The organism is Luteimonas saliphila, assembly GCF_016774335.1.
GTDB classification, from domain to species: domain Bacteria; phylum Pseudomonadota; class Gammaproteobacteria; order Xanthomonadales; family Xanthomonadaceae; genus Luteimonas; species Luteimonas saliphila.
The window spans coordinates 274888-297753 of sequence record NZ_JAETWA010000042.1 but is presented as its reverse complement, the minus strand read 5'-3'; the positions used below and the strand labels follow the sequence as shown (position 1 = coordinate 297753).

At 69.4% G+C, this 22866-nt stretch carries 13 protein-coding genes; 4 read left to right on the top strand and 9 right to left on the bottom strand.

What is annotated here, in order from left to right; all coding sequences use genetic code 11:
* Positions 1-39: 39 nt before the first annotated feature.
* Positions 40-417 (top strand): hypothetical protein, encoded by a 378-nt coding sequence (locus JMO03_RS13895; protein ID WP_202844258.1) that lies wholly within the window; start codon positions 40-42, stop codon positions 415-417.
* A 119-nt stretch (positions 418-536) separates the two neighbouring features.
* On the opposite strand, the gene JMO03_RS13890 is transcribed toward JMO03_RS13895, so the two are convergent.
* Positions 537-1919: an NTP/NDP exchange transporter gene (locus tag JMO03_RS13890; RefSeq protein WP_202844257.1), complete on the bottom strand. Its 1383-nt coding sequence runs from the start codon at positions 1917-1919 to the stop codon at positions 537-539.
* Positions 1920-2019: 100 nt separating this feature from the next.
* On the opposite strand from JMO03_RS13890, the gene JMO03_RS13885 reads away from it, so the two are divergent.
* A complete protein-coding gene (locus JMO03_RS13885; protein ID WP_202844251.1) occupies positions 2020-3633 on the top strand; it encodes a GMC family oxidoreductase in 1614 nt (537 codons plus the stop codon).
* 275 nt (positions 3634-3908) lie between these two features.
* On the top strand, positions 3909-12596 hold the full coding sequence (locus JMO03_RS13880) for a glycoside hydrolase family 94 protein (RefSeq protein ID WP_238346170.1): 8688 nt from the start codon (positions 3909-3911) through the stop codon (positions 12594-12596).
* 147 nt (positions 12597-12743) lie between these two features.
* On the opposite strand, the gene JMO03_RS13875 is transcribed toward JMO03_RS13880, so the two are convergent.
* A complete protein-coding gene (locus JMO03_RS13875) occupies positions 12744-14627 on the bottom strand; it encodes a M48 family metallopeptidase (protein ID WP_202844248.1) in 1884 nt (627 codons plus the stop codon).
* 152 nt (positions 14628-14779) lie between these two features.
* Positions 14780-15382 carry a LemA family protein gene (locus JMO03_RS13870; RefSeq protein ID WP_337926417.1) on the bottom strand — a complete coding sequence of 201 codons (603 nt, stop codon included), beginning with the start codon at positions 15380-15382 and terminating at the stop codon, positions 14780-14782.
* 85 nt (positions 15383-15467) lie between these two features.
* On the opposite strand from JMO03_RS13870, the gene JMO03_RS13865 reads away from it, so the two are divergent.
* The gene (locus tag JMO03_RS13865; RefSeq protein WP_202844246.1) at positions 15468-16859 is read left to right on the top strand and encodes a serine hydrolase domain-containing protein; all 1392 of its coding nucleotides are present in this window, start codon (positions 15468-15470) and stop codon (positions 16857-16859) included.
* A 428-nt stretch (positions 16860-17287) separates the two neighbouring features.
* On the opposite strand, the gene JMO03_RS13860 is transcribed toward JMO03_RS13865, so the two are convergent.
* The 6 genes from JMO03_RS13860 to JMO03_RS13835 all read right to left on the bottom strand — a co-directional run bounded on the left by JMO03_RS13860 (position 17288) and on the right by JMO03_RS13835 (position 22793).
* On the bottom strand, positions 17288-17701 hold the full coding sequence (locus tag JMO03_RS13860; protein WP_202844245.1) for a hypothetical protein: 414 nt from the start codon (positions 17699-17701) through the stop codon (positions 17288-17290).
* Between the two features lie 862 nt (positions 17702-18563).
* Positions 18564-18959, bottom strand: a complete 396-nt coding sequence (gene gcvH, locus JMO03_RS13855; protein ID WP_202844243.1) for a glycine cleavage system protein GcvH — start codon at positions 18957-18959, stop codon at positions 18564-18566.
* Between the two features lie 97 nt (positions 18960-19056).
* Complete coding sequence (gene gcvT / locus JMO03_RS13850) at positions 19057-20151, bottom strand: glycine cleavage system aminomethyltransferase GcvT (protein ID WP_202844241.1); 1095 nt, start codon at positions 20149-20151, stop codon at positions 19057-19059.
* Between the two features lie 69 nt (positions 20152-20220).
* On the bottom strand, positions 20221-21210 hold the full coding sequence (locus tag JMO03_RS13845; protein WP_202844240.1) for a cation diffusion facilitator family transporter: 990 nt from the start codon (positions 21208-21210) through the stop codon (positions 20221-20223).
* A 155-nt stretch (positions 21211-21365) separates the two neighbouring features.
* Positions 21366-21806: an NfeD family protein gene (locus JMO03_RS13840; protein WP_202844522.1), complete on the bottom strand. Its 441-nt coding sequence runs from the start codon at positions 21804-21806 to the stop codon at positions 21366-21368.
* A gap of 9 nt (positions 21807-21815) precedes the next feature.
* On the bottom strand, positions 21816-22793 hold the full coding sequence (locus tag JMO03_RS13835) for an SPFH domain-containing protein (protein ID WP_202844238.1): 978 nt from the start codon (positions 22791-22793) through the stop codon (positions 21816-21818).
* Positions 22794-22866: the final 73 nt, after the last annotated feature.

Here is a 22866-nt window from a genome sequence, read left to right as displayed (position 1 = left end):
GACGGGACGCCACCAGGCACTCGACGGGGAAGACAGGCCATGAACACCGGAGCCTTGCTACTGCTCTGTGCGTTGCACAGCTTCGGCTTCGCGCTGTTCCACCTCGCCTTCTGGCGTCTGTTCGGCTGGCCGCGCACGCTGGAAAACACGACCCGCCCCAATCGCGCGATCGTGCAGATCGCCAACTTGCAGCTGGTCTGGATCTTCACCGCCGTCGGGCTGCTGTGCCTGCTCTATCCAGCGGAACTTTCGACGTCGCCGCTAGGCCGCGCCCTGCTGGCCGCGATGGCGTTGTTCTGGGCGATCCGCACCGTCGCGCAGTTCGTCTGGCTGCGGGTCCGGCACCCGCTGGTCCATGCACTGACCGTATCGTTCGTGATCGGCGCTGCACTGTTCGCTTGGCCGCTGCTCGGTTGAGCAGGTTCGGCGCGATTCCCGCCGACCAAGGCTCGCGTCTGCGTCAGCCGGCCTTCACGACTGCTGGCGAGCAGGTCGCATCCACGCGCGACGGTTTGCGCCGCCGTGCAAGCCCCGCCTCAGGCGGGCGCCCCGTCGCCGGAGCGGGCACCGCCTCGCGGAGCGCGTTCCGAAGGCAGCTTCGCCTCCTCCCGCAGCAGCCGCCAGGCGCTGAAGGTCATGGCCGACGCGATCACGAGGCCGGCACCGAACACCACGTTCGAGCCGAACGTGGCCAGGAACTTGTGCACCCAGACGAAGGTGAGATCGCCGCCGCGGTAGATCACCGTGTCGATCGCGGCGCCGGCCTTGTAGCGCCACTCGCGGCCGACCCGGGTGTAGATCGTCTCGCGCGCCGGCTTGGCCAGCGAGAATTCGCTGGCGCGCGTCACCACCTGCACGATCGCGACCATCAGCGGCAGCGGCGAGGCCGACAGGATCGAGAAGCCGAGGATGATCGCCGCGCCGGGGATCAGCAGCGCCGGTGCGATGCCGAAGCGGGACATGAGCGCGCGGGTGACGAGCAACTGCACCACCAGGGTCAGCGAATTGACCGCCAGGTCCAGGGTGGAGAAGAACGCGGCGCGCTCTTCGGCGGTCGCGAACGCGGTGCGCGCGATCCGGTTCTGTTCGTTGTACAACAGCGTTCCGACGCCGACGCCGAGCACCACCATCAGCGCCAGCCACCGCAGCAACGGCTCCTTCGCGACCAGCTTCAGGCCGGCGAGGATCTCGCCCCCCATCGGCTTCTCGCCGCTGGCCAGCCTGCGTTCCGCCTCCCGCAACACGGCGTACCGACGCAGGCGCAGGATGCAGACCACGCACATCACCAGCAGTGCGGCGGAGACCAGCATCATGTTGGCGATGCCCACCGTCTGCACCAGCGTCCGTGTCAGGATCGGCCCCGTGAACGCGCCGATGGTCCCAGCCGCGCCGATGTAGCCGTAGTACCTGCGCGCTTCGGCATTGCTGTACACGTCGGCCATGAAGCTCCAGAACACGGCCACCGCGAACAGGTTGAACACCGTGATCCAGAGGATGAAGGCCAGCCCGCGCCCAGCCACGCCGCTGTCGAACATCGCATAGAACACCAGCAGCGTGGCGATGAAGAAGCCGTAGATCACCGGCAGGAACACGCGCCGGGCGAAGCGGCTGACCAGCCAGCCGTACACCGGCTGCAGCAGCAGCATGATCAGGAACACGGCGGTGAAGATGAACTGCAGCGTGAACTCGCCCAGCGCCACGCCCCGGTCGGCGAAGAACGCGATCAGCGCGGGCGGGAATACCGCCTCGACATCGCTGGAAGCCGCCATCGCCTCACGCACCGGCCGCAGCACGTAATAGCCGCTGAGCAGGCAGAAGAAGTACAGGAACGACCACAGCAGCGGTGGCGATTCGGCCAGCGCCGTGCGGAAACGCGCGGCCCGGCCCGGGGAGGCGTGGTTGTCGTTCGCGCTGCTCATTCCTCGTCCACGCCCGGGGCAGAGGGAACGTTAGCCGAACCATGCGGCGCCCGCCACCTCGCCGAGCATATGCTCTAGCCTGCCCACCTACCGTGCGCCGATGCCCGTCAGACCCGCCGCGCCGACCAAGGCCTACGACTACATCGTCATCGGCGCCGGTTCCGCCGGCTGCGTGCTCGCCAACCGCCTTTCGGAAGATCCGGACGTGCGCGTGCTGCTGCTCGAGGCCGGCCCGCGCGACTGGCACCCCTTCATCCACATGCCCGCCGGACTGGCCAAGCTGGTCAACCGCAAGGGCGTGAACTGGAACTACGACACCGCGCCCGAGCCACGGCTCGACGGCCGCACGCTGTGGTGGCCGCGCGGCAAGGTGCTGGGCGGATCGAGCTCGATCAACGCGATGTGCTACGTCCGCGGCGTGCCGCTCGACTACGACGACTGGGCCGCAGCCGGGGCCACCGGCTGGCACTGGCACAACGTCCTGCCCTGGTTTCGCCACAGCGAAGGCAACACCCGCGGCGCCGACGCGCTGCACGGCGCCGAGGGTCCGTTGACGGTGTCCGACCTGCGCCACGTCAACCCGCTGTCGCAGGCGTTCATCGAGGCCGCGAAACAGGCGGGGTATCCGCACAATCGCGATTTCAACGGACCCGAACAGATCGGCGTCGGCCTGTACCAGGTCACCCAGCGCGACGGTGCACGCTGTTCGTCCGCAGTCGCCTACCTGCGGCCGGCGAAGGCGCGACCCAATCTCACCGTCGTCACCGGCGCGCAGGCCAACCGCATCACCTTCGAACACGGTCGCGCCACCGGCGTGGTCTATGCCGCCCGCGGCGGGGCGTTCCATCAGCCGTCGACGCGCGAGATCCTGCTGTGCGGCGGTACGATCAACTCGCCGCAACTGCTGATGCTGTCGGGCATCGGACCGGCCGCGGGACTGCGCCGGCACGGGATCAGGGTCGTGCACGATGCAGTCGGCGTCGGCGCGAACCTGCAGGACCACCTCGATGTCTGCACGCTCCGCCACTCGACCCAGCGCGTGACCTACGACCGGATCGGCGACCTGGCCATCGCCTACCACTACTACCTGCGCGGTCGCCGCGGCGCGGGCAGCAGCAACATCGCCGAGGCCGGCGGCTTCGTGCGCTCGGCGCTGGCGCCGGACGAACGCGCCGACATCCAGTTCCATTTCGTTCCGGCCATGCTCGACGACCACGGCCGCCACCGGCTGCCCGGCGATGGCTACACGCTGCATGCCTGCTTCCTGCGTCCGCGCAGTCGCGGCCGGATCACGCTCGCCAGCGACCGCGCCAGCGACAAGCCCCGGATCGAGGCCAACTACCTGTCCGACCCGGCCGGCTTCGACGTGAAGATGATGATCGAGTGCGCGAAGGTTTCGCGCGAGATCCTCGCGCAACCCGCATTCGATCCGTACCGCGGTGCGCCGATCTTCCCGGCGCGCGACGACCTGGACGATGCCGGGCTCGAAGCCTTCGTCCGCGCCAAGGCAGAAAGCGTGTACCACCCCGTCGGCACCTGCCGCATGGGCAGCGACCCCGCCGCCGTAGTCGATCCCGAACTGCGGGTGCGGGGCGTCGACGGCCTGCGCGTGGTCGACGCCTCGGTGATGCCGACCCTGCCCGGTGGCAACACCAACGCGCCGACGATCATGATCGCCGAGCGTGCAGCCGCGTTGATCCGCAACCGCGCCTGATCCCCACGCAAGGGTCCTCCGGGGTCATCCGCCCTGGCGCGACGCCATCGCGACGCCGAAGGCGCCACCCGGCAGGCCTCGTCCCGACCGCCCCTGTCCCCACGTTCCCGCACCCCCGTTCCCGTCCCTCGGTACCGCGACACCGGAAGCATCTTTCACGGCCAGCGCGCACCCGTGCACTACCATGCAGCATGCGCAACGCCCCTCCGATGGACAGACCGATGCGCTGGTTTCGCAAGGGCCGCTGGTGGTTGCGGAGGCTTCTACGCCGCTCGATGGCGCGACCACGTGTCGCGGTGCATGAGCCCCCATTGCGTGCGCAGCTGTTCAGCGCCGAACAGATGGAACTGCATGGACGCGTTCTGGCGAAGTCCCATCCGGTCCGGCGCAAATCGGCCCCCGACCAGCTCCTGGCGAGGCTGAGCGACAACCAGAAGGTCCTCGACCGGGCCTGCACCCTGCTGACAGACGCGGTCCACGCCGGCCGCGCGATGACGCCAGCCGGGGAGTGGTTGCTCGACAACATCTACCTGATCGAAGAGCAGATCGCGATCGCCCGCCGCCACCTGCCCAAGGGCTACAGCCGGGAGTTGCCGCAACTCGACCGCGGATCGTCGATGGGATTGCCCCGCGTCTACGACATCGCCCTCAACGCCATCTCCCACGGCGACGGGCGCATCGATGCCGAAGGCCTGAGCCGATTCGTCAGCGCTTACCAGACGGTGACGCCACTCAAGCTCGGAGAGCTATGGGCGATCCCGATCATGCTGCGCCTGGCGCTGATCGAGAACCTGCGTCGCATCGCCACGCGCGTCATCGACGACCGCATCGACCGCAGCCACGCGGACGCCTGGGCCGACCGCCTGACCGAAACCGCCGCGTCCGACCCGAAACACCTCGTGCTGGTCATCGCGGACATGGTGCGCTCGCGGCCACCGGCCAGCAGTTCGTTCGTCGCCGAGTTCGCGCGGCGCCTTCAGGGCCGGAGTTCGGCTCTGGCGCTGCCGCTGACCTGGGTCGAGCAATGGCTGGCCGACGGCGGACAGAGCATCGAACAGATGGTGCAGGCGGAGAACCAGCAGCAGGCCGCGGCGCAGGTGTCGATCAGCAACAGCATCGGCAGCCTGCGGTTCCTGGCGATGATGGACTGGCGCGAGTTCGTCGAGACCCTGAGCGTCGTCGATGCCACGTTGCGGCGCGACCCCTCGGGCACCTACGGCACGATGGACTTCGCCACCCGAGACCATTACCGGCAGACGATCGAGTTGGTCGCGCGTCGTGGCAGTCTCGCCGAGATGGCGGTGGCGACCCAGGCGCTGGAGCTGGCGCAGGCGCACGCCACATGCGCAGGCAGCCAGGGCCTCGCCGCGCACGTGGGCTACTACCTGATCGACGAGGGACGTCGCGAACTGGAGGATGCGCTGGCGCTGCGCGGCGTGACCCGCACCGTGCGCAGGACCGCGCGCCGCCTGCCGCTGCTGGCGTATACCGCGCCCGGGGCGCTGGTGGTGGCGCTGTTCACCTGGGCGACCCTGGAGGACGCGCTGCCGTCCGATCATCGCGGATGGTTGTGGTTGGCGCTGGCGCTGTGCGTGATCGCGTACAGCGAGCTCGGCGTGGCGCTGGTCAATCGGGTCGCGACCTGGCTGACCCGACCCGATGCGTTGCCGCGGCTGGACTACTCCTCGGGCGTGCCCGCGGACATGCGTACGCTGGTGGTGGTGCCGACGATGTTCGGCAGCGCCGATGGCATTGCGTCGCTGGTCGAGGCGCTGGAAGTGCGGTTCCTGGCCAATCGCGACGACAACGTGCATTTCGCGCTGCTGACGGACTTCTTCGATGCAGCCGAACCGCACCTGCCGGACGACGAGACGCTGCTCGACCTGGCGCAGCGCGAGATCGATGTGCTCAACGCGCGTTACGCGCCCGAACACCACAATCGCTTCTTCCTGTTCCATCGGCCGCGCACCTGGAATCCGCGCGAGCGGGTCTGGATGGGCTTCGAACGCAAGCGCGGCAAGCTCGCGGCGCTCAATGCGTTGCTGCGTGGCGCGGGGCGCGAAGTCTTCGTGCGCGTGGCGGGCGATATCGCGGCGCTCGGCAACGTCCGCTACGTGATCACGCTCGATACCGACACCCAGCTGCCGCGCGACGCCGCGCGGGAGCTGATCGGCACGCTCGCCCACCCGATCAACCGTGCGCGCTTCGACGAGCGCCGCCGGATCGTCACCGGCGGCTACGGCGTGCTGCAGCCGCGCGTGGGCATCAGCATGAGCGGCCAGCGGCGCTCGCGCTATGCCAGCCTGTACGGCAGCGAGCCGGGGATCGATCCCTACACCCGCGCCGTGTCGGACGTGTACCAGGACCTGTTCGGCGAGGGATCCTTCGTGGGCAAGGGCATCTACGACGTCGACGCCTTCGAACATGCGCTCGCCGGACGCATGCCCGAGAATCGCATCCTGAGCCACGACCTGCTCGAGGGCTGCTATGCCCGCGCCGGCCTGGTCAGCGACGTGCAGCTGTACGAGGACTACCCGGCGCGCTACGTGGTGGACGTCAAGCGTCGGCATCGCTGGATCCGCGGCGACTGGCAACTGCTGCCCTGGCTGATGCCGCGAGTGCCGCTGCCCCCCGCCGTTGCCGGCGCGTCCCCTGCGAAGACCCGAGAACGCAACCCACTGTCGATGCTGTCGCGAGGCAAGCTGCTCGACAACCTGCGGCGCAGCCTGTTTCCCGCCGCGCTCACCGCCTTGCTGGTACTGGGCTGGGCGCTCGCGGTCGATCCGCTGGCCTGGACCCTGTGGCTGCTGTCCATCCTGTTCCTGCCGCCGTTGCTGGCCTCGCTGGTGGACCTGTTCAACCGCCCGGCCGACCTGCCGCTTGCGGCACACCTGCGCCAGGCGCGGGTGGCGATCGGGCGCAACTTCGCCCATGCGCCCCTGACCCTGGCCTGCCTGCCGTACGAGGCCTACTTCAGCCTCGACGCGATCGTGCGCACGCTCTGGCGGATGGGGATCGCGCGGCGGCGACTGCTGCAGTGGAGTCCGTCGAGCGAGGTCGAGCGCACGCTGGGCGATACCGTGGCCGGCGCGTTGCGGACGATGTGGTTCGCGCCGGCGTTCGCCATCGCCACGGCGGCGCTGTTGCTGCGCCTCCAGCCGGCGGCGCTGTGGGTGGCGGCGCCGGTACTACTGCTCTGGGCCGCGTCGCCCGTGCTGATGTGGTGGCTGGGGCGGCCGCGGGCGCGCCCGCGTTCCAACCTCGACGAATCGCAGTTGCAGTTCCTCGGCCGGCTCGCGCGCCGTACCTGGGCGTTCTTCGAGACCCATGTCACCGCCGACGACCATTGGCTCCCGCCGGACAATGTCCAGGAACATCCGTCCCTGGTGGTCGCGCGGCGCACCTCGCCGACCAACATCGGCCTGTCGCTGCTGGCGGACCTGGCCGCCTACGACTTCGGCTACCTGCCCGTGGGCGGCGTGATCCAGCGAACGGGCAACGCGCTGCGCACACTGGAATCGTTGCCGCGTTACCGCGGACATTTCTACAACTGGTACGACACCGCGACGCTCGAGCCGCTTTCGCCCCAGTACGTCTCCGCGGTCGACAGCGGCAACCTGGCAGGCCACCTCCTGACGCTGCGCCAGGGACTGCTGGCGCTGCGCGACGCACCGATCCTGTCGCCATGCACGTTCCGCGGCCTCGCCGACACCTTCGGCCTGGTCGTGGAAACGGCGGCGCCCGCGCCGATGGGCGATGCGATGCAGGCCATCTTCGACCGGCTGCCGGGAGACTGCCATGCGCCGCCGCAGTCGCTGGCCGACGCCGGGCGCACGCTCGCCGAACTCGCCGCCCTGGCCAGCGCGCTCGCGAACGAGCAGGCCGCGCAGTCCGGCGAGCCCGCGCACTGGTCGCAGGCGTTCGCTACGCAGTGCATCGCCGCGCGCAAGGAATTGCAACGCTTCGCGCCGCCGCCGGAAGGCGTGACGACGCCGGCGCCCGCTGCCGCGCCGCCCGCTTCCATCCCGACGCTGCGCGAGGTGGCGTCCGACCATCGCCCCGCCGATCCGCTGCGGGCCGCCGCGCGCGATGCGGCCCGGGCCCGCATCACCGAACTCGAGCGCCTGGCCCACATCGCCGGCCAGTGCGCGCTGATGGATCATCGCTTCCTTTACGACCGCGCGCGCCACCTCCTGTCGATCGGCTACAGCGTCGACGACCACCGCCACGACGACGGCTACTACGACCTGCTGGCCTCCGAAGCGCGGCTGGCGAACTTCGTCGGCATCGCCCAGGGCCAGTTGCCGAAGGAAAGCTGGTTCGCGCTCGGCCGCCTCCTGACCGAGGTCGACGGCGCCTCCACGCTGTTGTCGTGGAGCGGCTCGATGTTCGAATACCTGATGCCGCAACTGGTGATGCCCAGCTACGAGGGCACGCTGCTCGACCAGACCGCGAAGCATTCGGTCGAACGCCAGATCGAGTACGGTCGCCAGCGCAACGTGCCCTGGGGCATTTCCGAGTCCGGCTACAACCTCGTCGACGCGCGCATGAACTACCAGTACCGCGCTTTCGGCGTGCCGGGCCTCGGGCTCAAGCGCGGCCTGGCGCAGGACCTGGTGATCGCACCCTACGCCAGCATGATGGCGCTGATGGTCGCGCCCGAAGCGGCCTGCCAGAACCTGGAACGGCTGACGGCGTCGGGATTCGGCGGGTTGTTCGGCCTGTACGAAGCGATCGACTACACGCCCGCACGCCTGCCGCGCGGGCAGACCCACGCGGTGATCCGCTCGTTCATGGCCCACCACCAGGGCATGGGCCTGCTGGCGCTCGACTACCTGCTGCGCGACCAGCCGATGCAGAAGCGCTTCGTCGACGATCCGGAGTTCCAGGCCACGTTGCTGCTGCTGCAGGAACGCATCCCGCGCACCGGGGTGTTCCATCCGCACTCGGCCGAGGTCGCGGCGGCCGCGCCGATCGGCGAGGTAGAGGGCGGGCAGTTGCGCGTGTTCCGCACCCCGGACACCGCGCGTCCGCCGATCCAGATGCTGTCCAATGGCCGCTACCACGTGATGCTGACCGGTGCCGGCGGCGGCTACAGCCGCTTCGGCGAAATGGCGGTCACGCGCTGGCGCGAGGACGGCACCCGGGACCATTGGGGCAATTTCTGCTTCCTGCGCGACGTCGAAAGCGGCGAGTTCTGGTCCACCGCGTACCAGCCCACGGCGGTGCCGGTGGGCGGATACGAGGCGATCTTTTCCGACGCCAAGGCTGAGTTCCGCGGCCGCAAACGCGGCTTCGAGGCGCATACGGAGATCGCGGTTTCGCCCGAGGACGACATCGAGCTGCGTCGCCTGCGCATCACCAACCTGTCGCGCACGGCGCGCACCATCGAGGTCACCACCTACGCCGAGGTGGTGCTCGCGCCGGCGATCTCGGACGAGCTGCATCCCGCCTTCAGCAACCTGTTCGTGCAGACCGAACTGGTGCCGGCCAAGCAGGCGATCGTCTGTACCCGCCGTGCCCGCTCGCACGATGAGGCGCCGCCCTGGATGTTCCACCTGCTGGCGGTGCACGATGCGGATATCGCGCAGATCTCGTACGAGACCGATCGCGCCAGCTTCGTCGGGCGCGGCAATACGCTGCTCGCCCCGCACGCGCTGACGCACGCCGAGGCATTGTCGAACGCGTCGGGGTCGGTGCTCGATCCGGTGGTCGCGATCCGCTGCCGGATCGCGCTGCAACCCGGGCGGTCCGCGACCATCGACATGGTCACCGGCGTGGGCGATGCGCGGGACGCCTGCGACGCGCTGATCGACAAGTACCGCGACCGCCGGCTCGCCGACCGGGTGTTCGACCTGGCGTGGACGCACAGCCAGGTGGTGCGCCGGCAGATCAACGCCAACGAGGCCGATGCGCAGCTTTACGAGCAACTGGCCGGACTGATGGTGTTCGCGCATCCGGCCCTGCGCGCCGAACACGCCATCCTGCTGCAGAACCGGCGCGGGCAGTCCGGGCTCTGGGGCCAGGCGATCTCCGGCGACCACCCGATCGCGCTGGTGCGCATCGCCGACGCCGCCAACATCGAGCTGGTGCGGCAGATGGTGCAGGCGCACGCCTACTGGCGGCTCAAGGGCCTGGCGGTCGACCTGGTGATCTGGAACGAGGACCAGGCCGGCTACCGGCAGCAGCTTCAGGACCAGATCATGGGACTGGTCGCCGCCGGGGTGGAGGCGAACGTGATCGATCGGCCCGGCGGCATCTTCGTCCGTCCCGCGCAGCAGTTGTCGCAGGAGGACCGCATCCTGCTGCAGTCGGTGGCGCGCGTGATCGTCAGCGATGGCAACGGCTCGCTCACCGAGCAGGTCGCACGGAAGCCCGCGGCGGTGGTGCCGGTTCCGCCGTTCGTGCCGAAGCCGGTGCAATACGAGCTGATCGAGGATGCCGCGCCCCATGCCGCGCCGCCGCAGATGCACGAGGTCGACCCCTGGCCGTTCGATGCCGTGGCCGGGGAACGCATCCTCGACAACGGCATGGGCGCGTTCGCCGCCGACGGCCGCGAGTACATCATCGACCTCGCCGCCGGCCGGGTGACGCCGGCGCCGTGGTCGAACGTGCTGGCCAACGCCGACTTCGGCTGCGTGGTCAGCGACAGCGCGCCGGGTTACACCTGGGCCGAGAACGCGCACGAGTTCCGGCTCACGCCATGGCACAACGACCCGGTGGGCGATGCCAGCGGCGAGGCGTTCTATCTGCGCGACGAGGACACCGGCAAGGTGTGGTCGCCCATGCCTTTCCCGGTGCGCGGCGAGGGCGGTTACCGCACGCGCCACGGCTTCGGCTACAGCGTGTTCGAACACGTCGAGGACGGGATCGCCAGCGAACTGTGGGTCTATGTCGACCTCGAGGCCGCGGTGAAGTACAGCGTACTGCGGCTGCGCAACCGTTCCGGCCGGCCGCGGCGGCTGTCGGCCACCGGCTACGTCGAGTGGATCCTGGGGGACCTGCGCGCGAAGACGCAGATGCACGTGGTCAGCGAGATCGATGGCGACAGCGGGGTGCTGACCGCGCGCAACACCTACAACACCGAGTTCGCACACCGTGTCGCGTTCTTCGATGCCGGCAAGCCCGGCGCCGATGACGACCGCCGCAGCCTGACCTGCGACCGCGCCGAGTTCCTGGGCCGCAACGGCAGCCTGCAGGCACCCGCCGCGCTGCTGCGCGAACGGCTCTCCGGCAGGCTCGGTGCCGGGCTGGATCCCTGCGCGGCGATCCAGGTCCCGATCGTGCTCGGCAGCGGCGAGGAGGGCGAAACCGTGTTCCGGCTCGGCGTCGGCCGCAACTGGGGCGAAGCGGTCGCACTGGCGCGCCGCACGGGCGTCTCCGGCGCCGCACACGACGCGCTGGACGCGGTGCGCATCCACTGGCTGCGCACCCTCGGTGCGGTCCGGGTGGAGACCCCCGACCCGGCCGTCGACGTGCTCGCCAATGGCTGGCTGCTGTACCAGACCATCGCCTGCCGTTACCTGGCGCGCAGCGGCTACTACCAATCCGGTGGCGCGTTCGGCTTCCGCGACCAGTTGCAGGACACGATGGCGATGCTGCACGCGCAGCCCGTGCAGGCGCGCGCGCACCTGCTGCGCAGCGCCGCGCACCAGTTCCCCGAGGGCGACGTGCTGCACTGGTGGCATCCCCCGCTCGACCGCGGCGTGCGCACGCGCTGTTCCGACGATTACCTGTGGCTGCCGGTGGCGACGGCGCGCTACGTCGAGGTCACCGGCGATTCCGGCGTGCTCGCCGAGCGCGTGCACTACATCGAGGGCCGCCCGGTCAATCCGGACGAGGAGTCGTACTACGACCTGCCCACGCATTCGGGCCTGTGCGAAGACCTGTACCGGCACTGCGTGCGCTCGCTGCGGCGAGGCCTGCGCCTGCTGGGCGAACGGGGCCTGCCCCTGATGGCAACCGGCGACTGGAACGACGGCATGAACCGGGTCGGCGAACGTGGTCGCGGCGAGAGCGTCTGGCTCGGCTTCTTCCTGTACGACGCGCTCGGGCGGTTCAGTCCGCTGGCGCAGGCGCGCAACGACCACGCCTTCGCCGAGGAATGCCTGGACGCGGCCGAGCGCCTGCGCCAGGCCCTCGAGACCCATGCCTGGGATGGCGCCTGGTATCGCCGGGCGTGGTTCGACAACGGCGCGCCGCTCGGCTCGAACGAGAGCGACGAATGCAGGATCGACTCGATCGCGCAGAGCTGGTCGGTGCTGTCGGGCGCCGGCGCGCCGGAGCGCACGCGACAGGCGCTGGCCTCGCTGGACGAATACCTGGTGCGCCGCGACGCGGGACTAATCCAGTTGCTCGACCCGCCGTTCGACGCCACCGCGCAGGATCCGGGCTACATCCGCGGCTACGTCCCCGGCGTACGCGAGAACGGCGGCCAGTACACGCACGCCGCGATCTGGGCGACTATGGCCTTCGCCCACCAGGGCGACGGCGCGAAGGCCTGGGAACTGCTGGGCATGATCAACCCGGTCAACCATGCGCGCGATGCCGGGGCGATCGCCACCTACAAGGTGGAGCCCTACGTGGTCGCCGCCGACGTGTACGCCGTGCCGCCGCACGTGGGCCGGGGCGGATGGAGCTGGTACACGGGCTCGGCCGGCTGGATGTACCGGCTGATCGTCGAATCGCTGCTGGGCCTGCAACGCCGCGGCGACACCTTGCGGATCACGCCCTGCATCCCCGCGGACTGGCCGGAATACGCCCTGCGCTACCGCTACGGCGACACGGTGTATCGCATTCGCGTCGTCCAGCAACCCCTGGGTGCGCGGCCGCGCGGGCTCGTCGTCGACGGCATCGAGCAGGCGGACTTCGTCGTCGCGCTGACCGACGACCACGCCGAGCACTTCGTCGAGATCGTCTACGCGCCCGAAGAAGCCGACGCGCCCGCGACCGGCGTGGACTGACGCGGGCGCTGCCACCGACCGCGAGACGGCCGGTGGTCGCGGGGGCTTCGCATCGTGCCGGCCTGCGGTCGGTGATGGGTCGGCCCGCCGCGCCGCCGCGCTCGCGCAACCCGGCCCGCGTCCGGCCTGGGTGCCTGCCCCGGACCCTCAGCCGCGCTCCAGCATCGGCGGCAACGGGCAGTGCAGCACGCCGCAGATCGTACGCAGCAATTCGGCCTCGGCGACCGAGACGCGACCGTCGTGCGAGACCGCATCGGTGATCGCCTCGACCGCCACCTGCTTGGCCAGCGGATCGAGCGCATCGAGCGGTTCCCACACCGCGTCCAGCGCGAGTACACCCTCGGCCGGGGGCGCATAGGGCAGGTGGTCGCGCGGCAGCACGCGCTGCATGCCGGCCAGGTAGGCGCGCCGCGCCTCGTCCGGATTCGACGGGTTGCCGGCATGCGCGACGACCGCGAGCAGGGTCGCAAATTCCCGGCGCACGTTGCCCGGCTTGCGCCGGCCGAAGCGGACATGGCGCCCGGGGTCCAGCGTCTCGCGCAGTTGCACCTCCAGCAACCGGCCCAGACAGTACTCGAACAATGACACGCGGCCGTCGGTGTGCACGACCGCATGCACGGTGTCGAGGAAGGTGGCCAGTTCCGGCCGCGGCCGCAACCGCAGGCTCGGGAACGCCAGCGCGGCCAGCGGCATGCGCAGCATGGGATGCAGGGCATGCAGGTGCTCGTCGCGCAGGCGCCTCGCCTCGGAGGCCGCCTGCACGCCGATCCGCGCGACGATCTCGCTGCGCTGCCGGTCGGCGACCCCCGCATCGTCGTCCAGCAACAGCCCGAGCAGCAGCGGCCCGGCGCCGTCGCGCCGCGACGCCGCGGCGCGCAATGCGTCCGGCAGCGTCGCCACGATCGCGTCGGCCCGGCGATAATCGTCGTCTTTCGGATCGGCGACCTGCGCCGCGACCATCGGCGGCGTCACTTCGAACCGGGCCGACGACTGCGGCAGCGCCGCATGCTGCACCAGCCCGAGCCGCAGATCCTCGTCGAGGCCGTTGGGCGGGGTGGCCAGCCACTGCGCCTTCAGCCGCTCCAGGTTCTCGGGCTTGAACGACGGCTCCAGCGCCCTGATGCGTTCGAGCACCGGTGGATGGGTCGCGAACAGTCCGCGCAGTCCCGTGCCGTCGCCGAACAGCATGTGCCCGACCTCCTCGGCGTCGGCGCGTTCGCCAAGCCGTGAGCCGTCGTGCAGGCCGGCGATCTTCTTCAGCGCACCCGCGAGCCCGGAGCTCTGGCGCGTGAACTGGACCGCCGAGGCGTCGGCCAGCACCTCGCGGCTGCGGCTGACGCCGGCCTTGATGAGGCGCCCGAAGAACAGGCCGATGTAGCCCACCAGCAGCGCGATCAGCGCACCGACGAGGATCGGCATGCCGTCGCGGCTGCGCACGGCGCCGCCGTGCTGCAGGATCTTGCGCCCGATCAGGCCGAGCATGAGGATGCCGAACAGCACGCCGACCAGGCGGATGTTCAGGCGCATGTCGCCGTTGAGGATGTGGCTGTACTCGTGCGCGACCACGCCCTGCAGCTCGTCGCGGTTGAGCCGGTCGAGGGCGCCGCGGGTCACCGCGATCACCGCATCGGACGGCGAATAGCCCGCGGCGAACGCATTGATCCCCGCCTCGTGTTCCATCACGTAGACCTTCGGCACCGGCACGCCCGAGGCGATCGACATCTCCTCGACCACGTTGCGCAGCCGCCGCAGGTGCAGGTCGGTGGTGTCCTCGGGCACGGGCACGCCGCCCATCTGCTGCGCCACGGCCTCGCCGCCGCTACGCAGCGACGCCACCCGGTACAGCGAACCGATCCCGACCACCCCCAGGGCGAGCAGCGTCGAGACCACCAGCAGCGCCGGATCGCCGCCGAACACCAGCAGCACGGCCAGGTCCACCGCCAGCACGATGCCAGCCACCGCCAGCGCGAAAAGCAGCACAAGCCGCGTCGTGTTGCGGCGGGCCTGGGCCTGGCGTTCGAAGAAGTTCATCGAGACGGGAATGGGGAATCGGGAATCGGGAATCGGAACCGGCCCCTACGGGACCAGTGCGCTGTCCACGCGACCGGGAAGGTCGAGCGGGCGATCAGGACAACACGAACCGCCCTGCCCATTCGATTCCCCATTCCCGATTCCCGGCTTCCTCAGAACTGCACCTTCGGCGCTTCGCGCACCTCGGCCTTGTCGGCGGGGATGTCGAGCAGGGCAGCCGGGCTGAAGTTGAACATGCCGGCGACGATGCTGGAGGGGAATACCTCGCGCCGGTTGTTGTAGGCCATCACCGAGTCGTTGTAGGCCTGCCGCGCGAACGCTACCTTGTTCTCGGTGCTGGTCAGCTCCTCGGTGAGCTGCATCATGTTTTGGTTGGCCTTGAGGTCCGGGTAGGCCTCGACCACGACCATCAGCCGGCCCAGCGCGCCATTCAGCGCCCCCTGTGCCTGGGACAGTTCGGCCATCGCCGCAGGGTCGCCCGGGCTGGCCTTGGCCGCGGACAGTCCCGCCTGTGCCGCGGTACGTGCCGCGGTCACGGCCTCCAGGGTGCCGCGTTCGTGCGCGAGGTAGCCCTTGGCGGTCTCGATCAGGTTCGGGATCAGGTCGAAGCGGCGCTGCAACTGCACGTCGATCTGGGCGAAGGCGTTTCTGAACGCGTTGCGGGCGGTGACCAGGCCGTTGTAGATGCCGATCGCCCAGCCACCCACGAGCACCGCGATGCCGATCAGGATTGCCAGCAGAATCAATCCACTCACCGTGATTCCTCCCCTTGTTCATGCAAGTCCGGAAACAGGCGCCTATGATCGCCTGAAGCGAGAGCATACGCAGGGGGCAGTGACGATGAAAGCGAAACTCCATCGACCCCGCAGGACGCGCCTCGGTCGCGCGTTGCTGGTCGGCTTGCTGTCGGCGTTCGCACTTTCCAGTACTGCCCAGACTCCGTTGGCCTGGAACAAGGACGCGGCCGCAGCGGCGGATGTGACGCCGGCGCCCGTGACCGTCCATCCTTCCGACCGGCCGGCGCCCTTGCCCGCCGACATCCAGCGCATGCCGCTCGCCGACAGCTTCGACGTACGCATGTTCGAGGCGATGGCGCAGGACCTGGTCGCCAACCAGCGCGTGCCCGGACTGGCGATGGCGATCGTGCACGATGGCCGGATCCTCAGCGCGCGCGGCTACGGCATCACCGATGTCTCGCACGCCGAGGCGGTGGACGCGCATACCGTGTTCCGCCTGGCCTCGCTGTCGAAATCCTTCGCCGGCACCCTGACCGGGATGCTGGTGTCCGAGGGCGCGCTGCGCTGGGACAGCCGCGTGGCCGACTTCATGCCGAGCCTGAGCTTCGCCGATCCCGCCGCCGCACAGCACCTGACCGTCGCCGACGTGCTGAGCCACCGCGTGGGGTTGCGCCACCATACCTACGACCGCGACATCGAGGCCAACGCCGAGTACCACAACCTGGTGCAGCGCTTCGCCGCCGCCCCGATGGCGTGCGCGCCCGGGCAGTGCTACGGCTACCAGAACGTCGCCTTCAGCCTCGTCGGCGACGTGGTGTTCGCCGCCAGCGGGCAGTTCTACAGCGAGGCGGTGACAAGGCGGATCTTCAAGCCGCTGGGCATGAACGACGCCAGCCTCGGCCTCGAGGGCATCACCGCCAGCTCGCGCTGGGCCAAGCCGCACGTGCGCGCGGGCGGCGGCTGGAAGTCGCTGATGCCCAAGCCGACCTACTATCGCCTCGCGCCGGCTGCCGGCGTCAACGCCAGCATCAGCGACATGGCGCAGTGGCTGCTCGCGCAGAGCGGCCGCCGTCCCGACGTGCTGCCGGCGCCGCTGCTGGCGACGCTGCAGGCGCCGATCGTCGGCACGCCCGGCGAGATGCGCGGCGCCTCGTGGCGGCGCGAACGCCTCAACGCCGCGGGCTACGGCCTGGGCTGGCGCATCTACGATTATTCCGGCCACCGTCTGGTCTTCCACGGCGGCGCGGTGCAGGGCTATCGCGGGTTGATGGCGATGCTGCCCGAGCGCGACCTCGGCGTCGTGATCCTCTGGAACAGCGACAGTTCACTGCCGTCGGGGCTGCTGCCGACGATCCTCGACCGTGCGATCGGGTTGCCCTCGCATCCATGGCTGGACGTGAATCCGGACATCGAGAACCTGTACGCGAGCGACGACGCGTCTGCCCCCGCGACCGGCGGCCCGCAGTCCGCGGACGCCGCGGCCCGTCCTCAATAGCAGTCGCGGACGACGTCACCCCGCGCCTCGCTGCGGCGCCACCTCTCCGTGGCGGCGCGCTGGCGAGACCCCGTCCGTCTGGCCGGCCACCGACCGGGTCTGCGACCCGCGCTGCCGCCCGACGCGCGCCAGCGCTGACGCCACGGATGCGCAACCGGCCCACCGTCCGCCGGGACGGCCGACGGCGACCACCGGAAACGATATCCCGTGCGTGGTGGCGAAGCGAGGCCCGGCCGCTCGCGCCCGCCAGCTGCGCCTCGCTGCGGCCGGCAGCCGGCGACGGGAGAGAACGCGAAGCGATCGGGCGGCCGCCCCCTCTTCGCTCTCGCAACCGCCGACACGCCCGGAGTCGGGCGAAGAACCAAAAAAAAACTCCCTCTCCGCCTGGGCACGCGGAGAAGGAGCTTCGGTTACGGCTAATCGGGGTTTCAGATCAGGGGCGTGGGCATCGGCGGCATCGCTACTGCCGAACCCTTGCCTGATTTCCTAGCCTTTTTTTTTGCGACTTTGCGGGCCGGCTTCTTGGCCGCCTTCTTCGCAGTCTTCTTGGTCGCCTTCTTGGCTGGCTTCTTGGCGGTCTTCTTCGAGGCCTTCTTGGCGGTCTTCTTCGAAGCCTTCTTGGCGGACTTCTTGGCTACCTTCTTCTTGGCGGCCTTCTTGGTGGTCTTCTTGGCAGCCTTCTTGGTGGCCTTCTTGGCACCCTTCTTGGCTACCTTCTTCTTCGCGACCTTCTTGGCAGCCTTCTTCGCTACCTTCTTCTTCGCGACCTTGGCGCCTTTCTTCGCGGGTTTCTTGGTTGCCTTCTTGGCAACCTTCTTCTTTGCAGCTTTCTTCGCGGCCATGTGATGGCTCTCCTCGTCAGTTGACTTGCAGTACGACTGCCCAGTGCTCAAGCAGCGCGCGGGTATCGGACCCGCGCACAACCGCCGGCGCGCCAGGCGCGCCGGAACGGATTCGGCAGGGACGACGCGATCGGGGGTTCGCGGTCCCGGTAAGACGAAAACACCTGCGACTCGGGGCGCCGCAGGTGTCCGGTAGGAAGGGTCGTGGCTTTTGCAGCGGAGACGGTGCCTGCATCCACCTTGTACAAGTCCGGGGCGGATGTCTTTTTTATGCTGCGCGTTTTCGCTGGGTGCTGACTCACTCGTTCTGTGGCCACGTCTGTTGGGGCGAAACCTAATCACGCTTTTTTCAACTGTCAACACCCTTCGCCGAAAATTCTTCCGCCCGCGAGCCGCGCGCGCGTCCGCGCGCTCCGCACCGGAACCGGATGCAGGAGCGGCGACGCATCGCGTCGCTTGCGCTGTCCGCATCCGCGCCCGCAACGAAAGCGCCGAAAACAAGTGCCTTTTGAGAATCTGCCGCCGACCCGGGAGTTTTCTTGCGCGGGACGCGAGCGACTTCCGGATGCGCGCGTCGCGTACCTGAAGGCTTTCCCGCCAACGGTCGGGTGCCGCCTTCGAAACCAGGATTTCGCGCGCCGCACAAACCGATTTGCGCGAAAGTGCGCAAACTTTTCCGGCGACCGGACGTCTTCGAAACGTCGTCGCGATGCATGGGAACGACGTATGCGGGAGCGGGACGAGACGAAAGTCGAGGCGTGTTCGTCGGACGGCAGATCGGAAGCGGCGGCGCGATGGACGCGAGGGCCTGCCCGACGCGGCAGGCGCGAAGGATGCGTGACGGCACCCTCCGCGCAACGACTCAGTGGTCGTCTTCCTCGAGCAGCTCGGCGTAGTCGTCCGGATCGAGCAGGTCGTTGAGCTGGTCCGGCTCGCTGGCCTCGACCACCATCAGCCAGCCTTCGCCGTAGGCGTCCTCGTTGATCGTCTCGGGCTTGTCGGCCAGCGCGGCGTTGACCGCGGTGACGGTGCCCGAGACCGGCGCGTAGACATCGGACGCGGCCTTGACCGACTCGACCACCGCGCAGGCGTTGCCGGCCTCGATGGTGTCGCCGACCGCGGGCAGCTCGACATAGACCAGGTCGCCGAGCAGGCCCTGGGCATGGTCGGAAATGCCGATGGTGACCTTGCCGTCACCTTCGACGCGTGCCCATTCGTGGGACTTCATGAACTTCAGGTCGCCAGGGATCTCGCTCATGCTGGGCTCCGGATCGTGCGGGGTCTGGGGGAAGGTGCGGCTAGTGTAGCGAAGCAGGGCGGCGCCACCGCAAGCGCCGCCTGTCGGGATGCGGAACCTAGACCGGCTTGCCGTCGCGCACGAACGGGAACTTCACCACGCGCACCGGTACCTCCCGCCCGCGGATGTCGACGCCGACACCGGAGGAAAGGTCTCCGGCCGGCACCCGCGCGAAGGCGATCGCCTTGCCGAGCGTGGGCGAGAAGGTGCCCGAGAGGATCTCGCCCTCGCCGTGCGCGGTGCGCACCTTCTGGCCGTGCCGGAGCACGCCCTTGTCTTCCATCACCAGTCCGATCATCTGCCGCGGCGCGCCGTCGCGCGCCTGCGCTTCGAGCACCTCGCGGCCGTTGAACGCGCGCCCGTCGTCGAGCGCCACGGTCCAGCCCAGCGCGGCCTCGTAGGGCGTCACGGTGTCGTCCATGTCCTGCCCGTACAGGTTCATGCCCGCTTCCAGGCGCAGGGTGTCGCGCGCACCGAGGCCCGCCGGCTTGACGCCGGCGCGGAGCAGCGCGTCCCACAGGGCCACGGCGCCGGCATCGGACACGACCACCTCGAAACCGTCCTCGCCGGTGTACCCGGTGCGCGCGACGAACAGGTCGCCGAAGCGAGTGCCCGCGAGTTCGGCCGCGGCGAACTTGCCGAGCGCGGACACCGTCGCGGCGGCGTCCGCGTCCAGCAGCCCGGCCACACGATCGCGCGCATTGGGGCCCTGCACCGCGATCATCGCCAGTTCCGGCCGCTCGGCCACCTCGACGCCGAACGGTACCGCCTGCGCGGTGATCCACGCCAGGTCCTTCTCGCGGGTCGCGGCGTTGACCACCAGGCGGAAGCGATCCCCGCCGAGGAAGTAGACGATCAGGTCGTCGATCACCCCGCCCTGCGCGTTCAGCATGCAGGTGTAGAGCGCCTTGCCCGGCCGCTTCAGCTTGTCGATCGAATTGGCCAGCAGCCGGCGCAGGAACGGGCGCACCTGGTCGCCGTGCAGGTCGACCACGGTCATGTGGCTGACGTCGAACATGCCCGCGTCGCGTCGCACCTGGTGGTGTTCCTCGATCTGCGAGCCGTAGTGGATCGGCATGTCCCAGCCGCCGAAGTCGACCATGCGCGCGCCGAGCGCGCGATGGCTGTCGTTGAGGATGGTCTTGCGGGTCATGGGCGCGGTCCGGAGGGCGATGGGGCGATTATCCCAGATCGCCCCACGCTGCCCGCGCGCCGCGGTCGCTCAGGGGTGGTGGTGGCCGTGGTGGCCGTGGTGGCCGTGGTGGCCGTGGTGGTCGCGCCCGTCGGTCGGGCCGTGATCGTGGCCGCGGGTGCGGCCGCTGCCGCAGTCCGGGCCGAGGCAGTCGGCGCCTTCCACCTGCAGGGTGGCGTGGCCGATGCCAAACCGGTGCTCCAGCATCTCCCCGGCATCGTGTCGCAGCGCGTGCGGATCGACGCCGTCGTCGACCACGAGGTGCGCGGTCATCGCCGCCTGGCGCGACGCCAGCGCCCACACGTGCAGGTCGTGCACGTCGGACACGCCCGGCAGCCCGGCCAGCGCCGCGCGCACCTGCGACAGTTCGATGCCGTCGGGCACGCCCATCATCAGCACGTTGCCCGCCTGGCGCATCAACAGCCACGCGCGCGGCAGCACCCACACCCCGATCGCCACCGCGACGATCGGGTCGGCCAGCCGCCAGCCGGTGAAGTGGATCACCAGCGCACCGACGATCACGCCGACCGAGCCGAGCATGTCCGCCCACACTTCCAGGTACGCGCCCTTGACGTTGAGGCTCTCTTCGCTGCCGGCCTTGAGCAGTCGCATCGCGACCAGGTTCACCAGCAACCCGGCGACACCGACCACCAGCATGCCCAGCGAGGCCACGGGCGGCGGCGCCAGGAAGCGATGTACCGACTCCCACAGGATGTACCCGGCCAGTACGAACAGCAGCAGGCCGTTGAGCATCGCGCCCATCGCCTCGGTGCGGACATAGCCGAAGCTGCGGCGCGCGTCGGGGGGGCGCCGGCCGAGGCGCACCGCCATCAGGGCCACGCCGAGCGCGAATGCGTCGGTGGCCATGTGCACCGCGTCCGACAGCAGCGCCAGGCTGTTGGTCGCCAGCGCGGCGACCACCTCGACCACCGCGAACACCACGATCAGCGCCAGCGCCCACCACAGCGGCTTCTCGTGGCGGATGCTGGCGGCGCTGGCGTGGTCGTGGTCATGGCCCATGTCGGCACGCTATCGGCGGTGCACGCTGTTACACAATCGCGGGCGCGCAGGCACCTGTAGGAGCGCCTTCAGGCGCGATGCTTTTCGTCTCATACCAGCCATCCCGTGAAGAGCATCGCGCCTGAAGGCGCTCCTACCGCGGGCGGAGGCGAGCTTCAGGCGGCGGGTTCGACCCGGAGGGTCACGCCATCGGTGCCGACGATGCGCACCGGCGTGCCCGCTTCCAGGTCCGGGCCCTGTACCACCCAGAACGCGTCGCCGATCTTGACCCGCCCGCGGCCGGCGACGATCGCCTGGTCGAGCGGCACAACCCGGTCGATGTGCTGGAACGCGCGCCGGTTGAGGTTGGGATGGTCGCTTTCGCGCTCGTGGCCGCGGCCGCGGACGAACTTGCGATAGACCTGGATCGAGACGAAGCTCAGCACCACGAACGCCGCGACCTGCGCCAGCATCGGAATCCCCGGCACCAGCAGCACGCCCAAAAACACCGCGACCGCGGCGAAGCCCATCCACAGCATGAACGCCCCGGGCGCCAGCGCTTCGGCCGCGAACAGCAGCAGCGCGATCGCCCCCCAGGCCACCACGTCCCAGCGCAGTTCCATGGCTCAGTCTCCGGTCGGGAAGGACGTACGCGGCGGCGGCGGCGGATTGCCGCGCGTGGCCGACTGCTGCTTGCCGAGCGCCTCCTTCGCCAGCTCGGCGACGCCGGCGATCGAGCCGATGATGCCGCTGGCCTCCATCGGCATCAGCACGAACTTCTGGTTGGGGGCCGTGGCCAGCTTCTCGAAGGCCTGCACGTACTTCTGCGCGACGAAATAGTTGATCGCCTGCACGTCGCCCTGGGCGATCGCGTCGGACACCATCTGCGTCGCCCTGGCTTCCGCCTCGGCCAGCCGCTCGCGCGCCTCCGCCTCGCGGAACGCGGCTTCCTTCTCGCCCTCTGCCTCGAGGATCGCGGCCTGCTTCTCGCCCTCCGCGCGCAGGATCGCCGACTGGCGATGGCCCTCGGCCTCGAGGATCACCGCGCGCCGCTCGCGCTCGGCCTTCATCTGCCGCGCCATCGAATCGACCAGGTCGCGCGGCGGCTGGATGTCGCGGATCTCGATCCGGGTGACCTTGATGCCCCAGGGATTGGTGGCCAGGTCGACGACGTTGAGCAACTGCGCGTTGATCGTCTCGCGGTTGCTGAGCGACTCGTCCAGGTCCATCGAACCGATCACGGTGCGGATGTTGGTCTGCACCAGCGCGATCGACGCCACCTCGAGGTTGGACACCTCGTAGGCCGCCTTGGCCGCATCCAGCACCTGGAAGAACACCACGCCGTCGACTTTCACCACCGCGTTGTCCTTGGTGATGACTTCCTGGCTGGGCACGTCCAGCACCTGTTCCATCATGTTGACCTTGCGCCCTACCCCGTAGACCACCGGGATCAGGAAATGCAGGCCGGGGCCCATGGTATGGGTGTACTTGCCGAAGCGCTCCACCGTCCATTCGTAGCCCTGCGGCACCATGCGCACGGTCTTGAACAGGATGATGACGCCGGCGACCAGCAGCACCGCCGTGAGAAACATGCCTCCGCCCATGGGATTCCCCTCCTTTCTTCAGTGGCGTCGAGTATAGGACCGGGACGACCGCCCGAGGCCGGATGTGACCGGG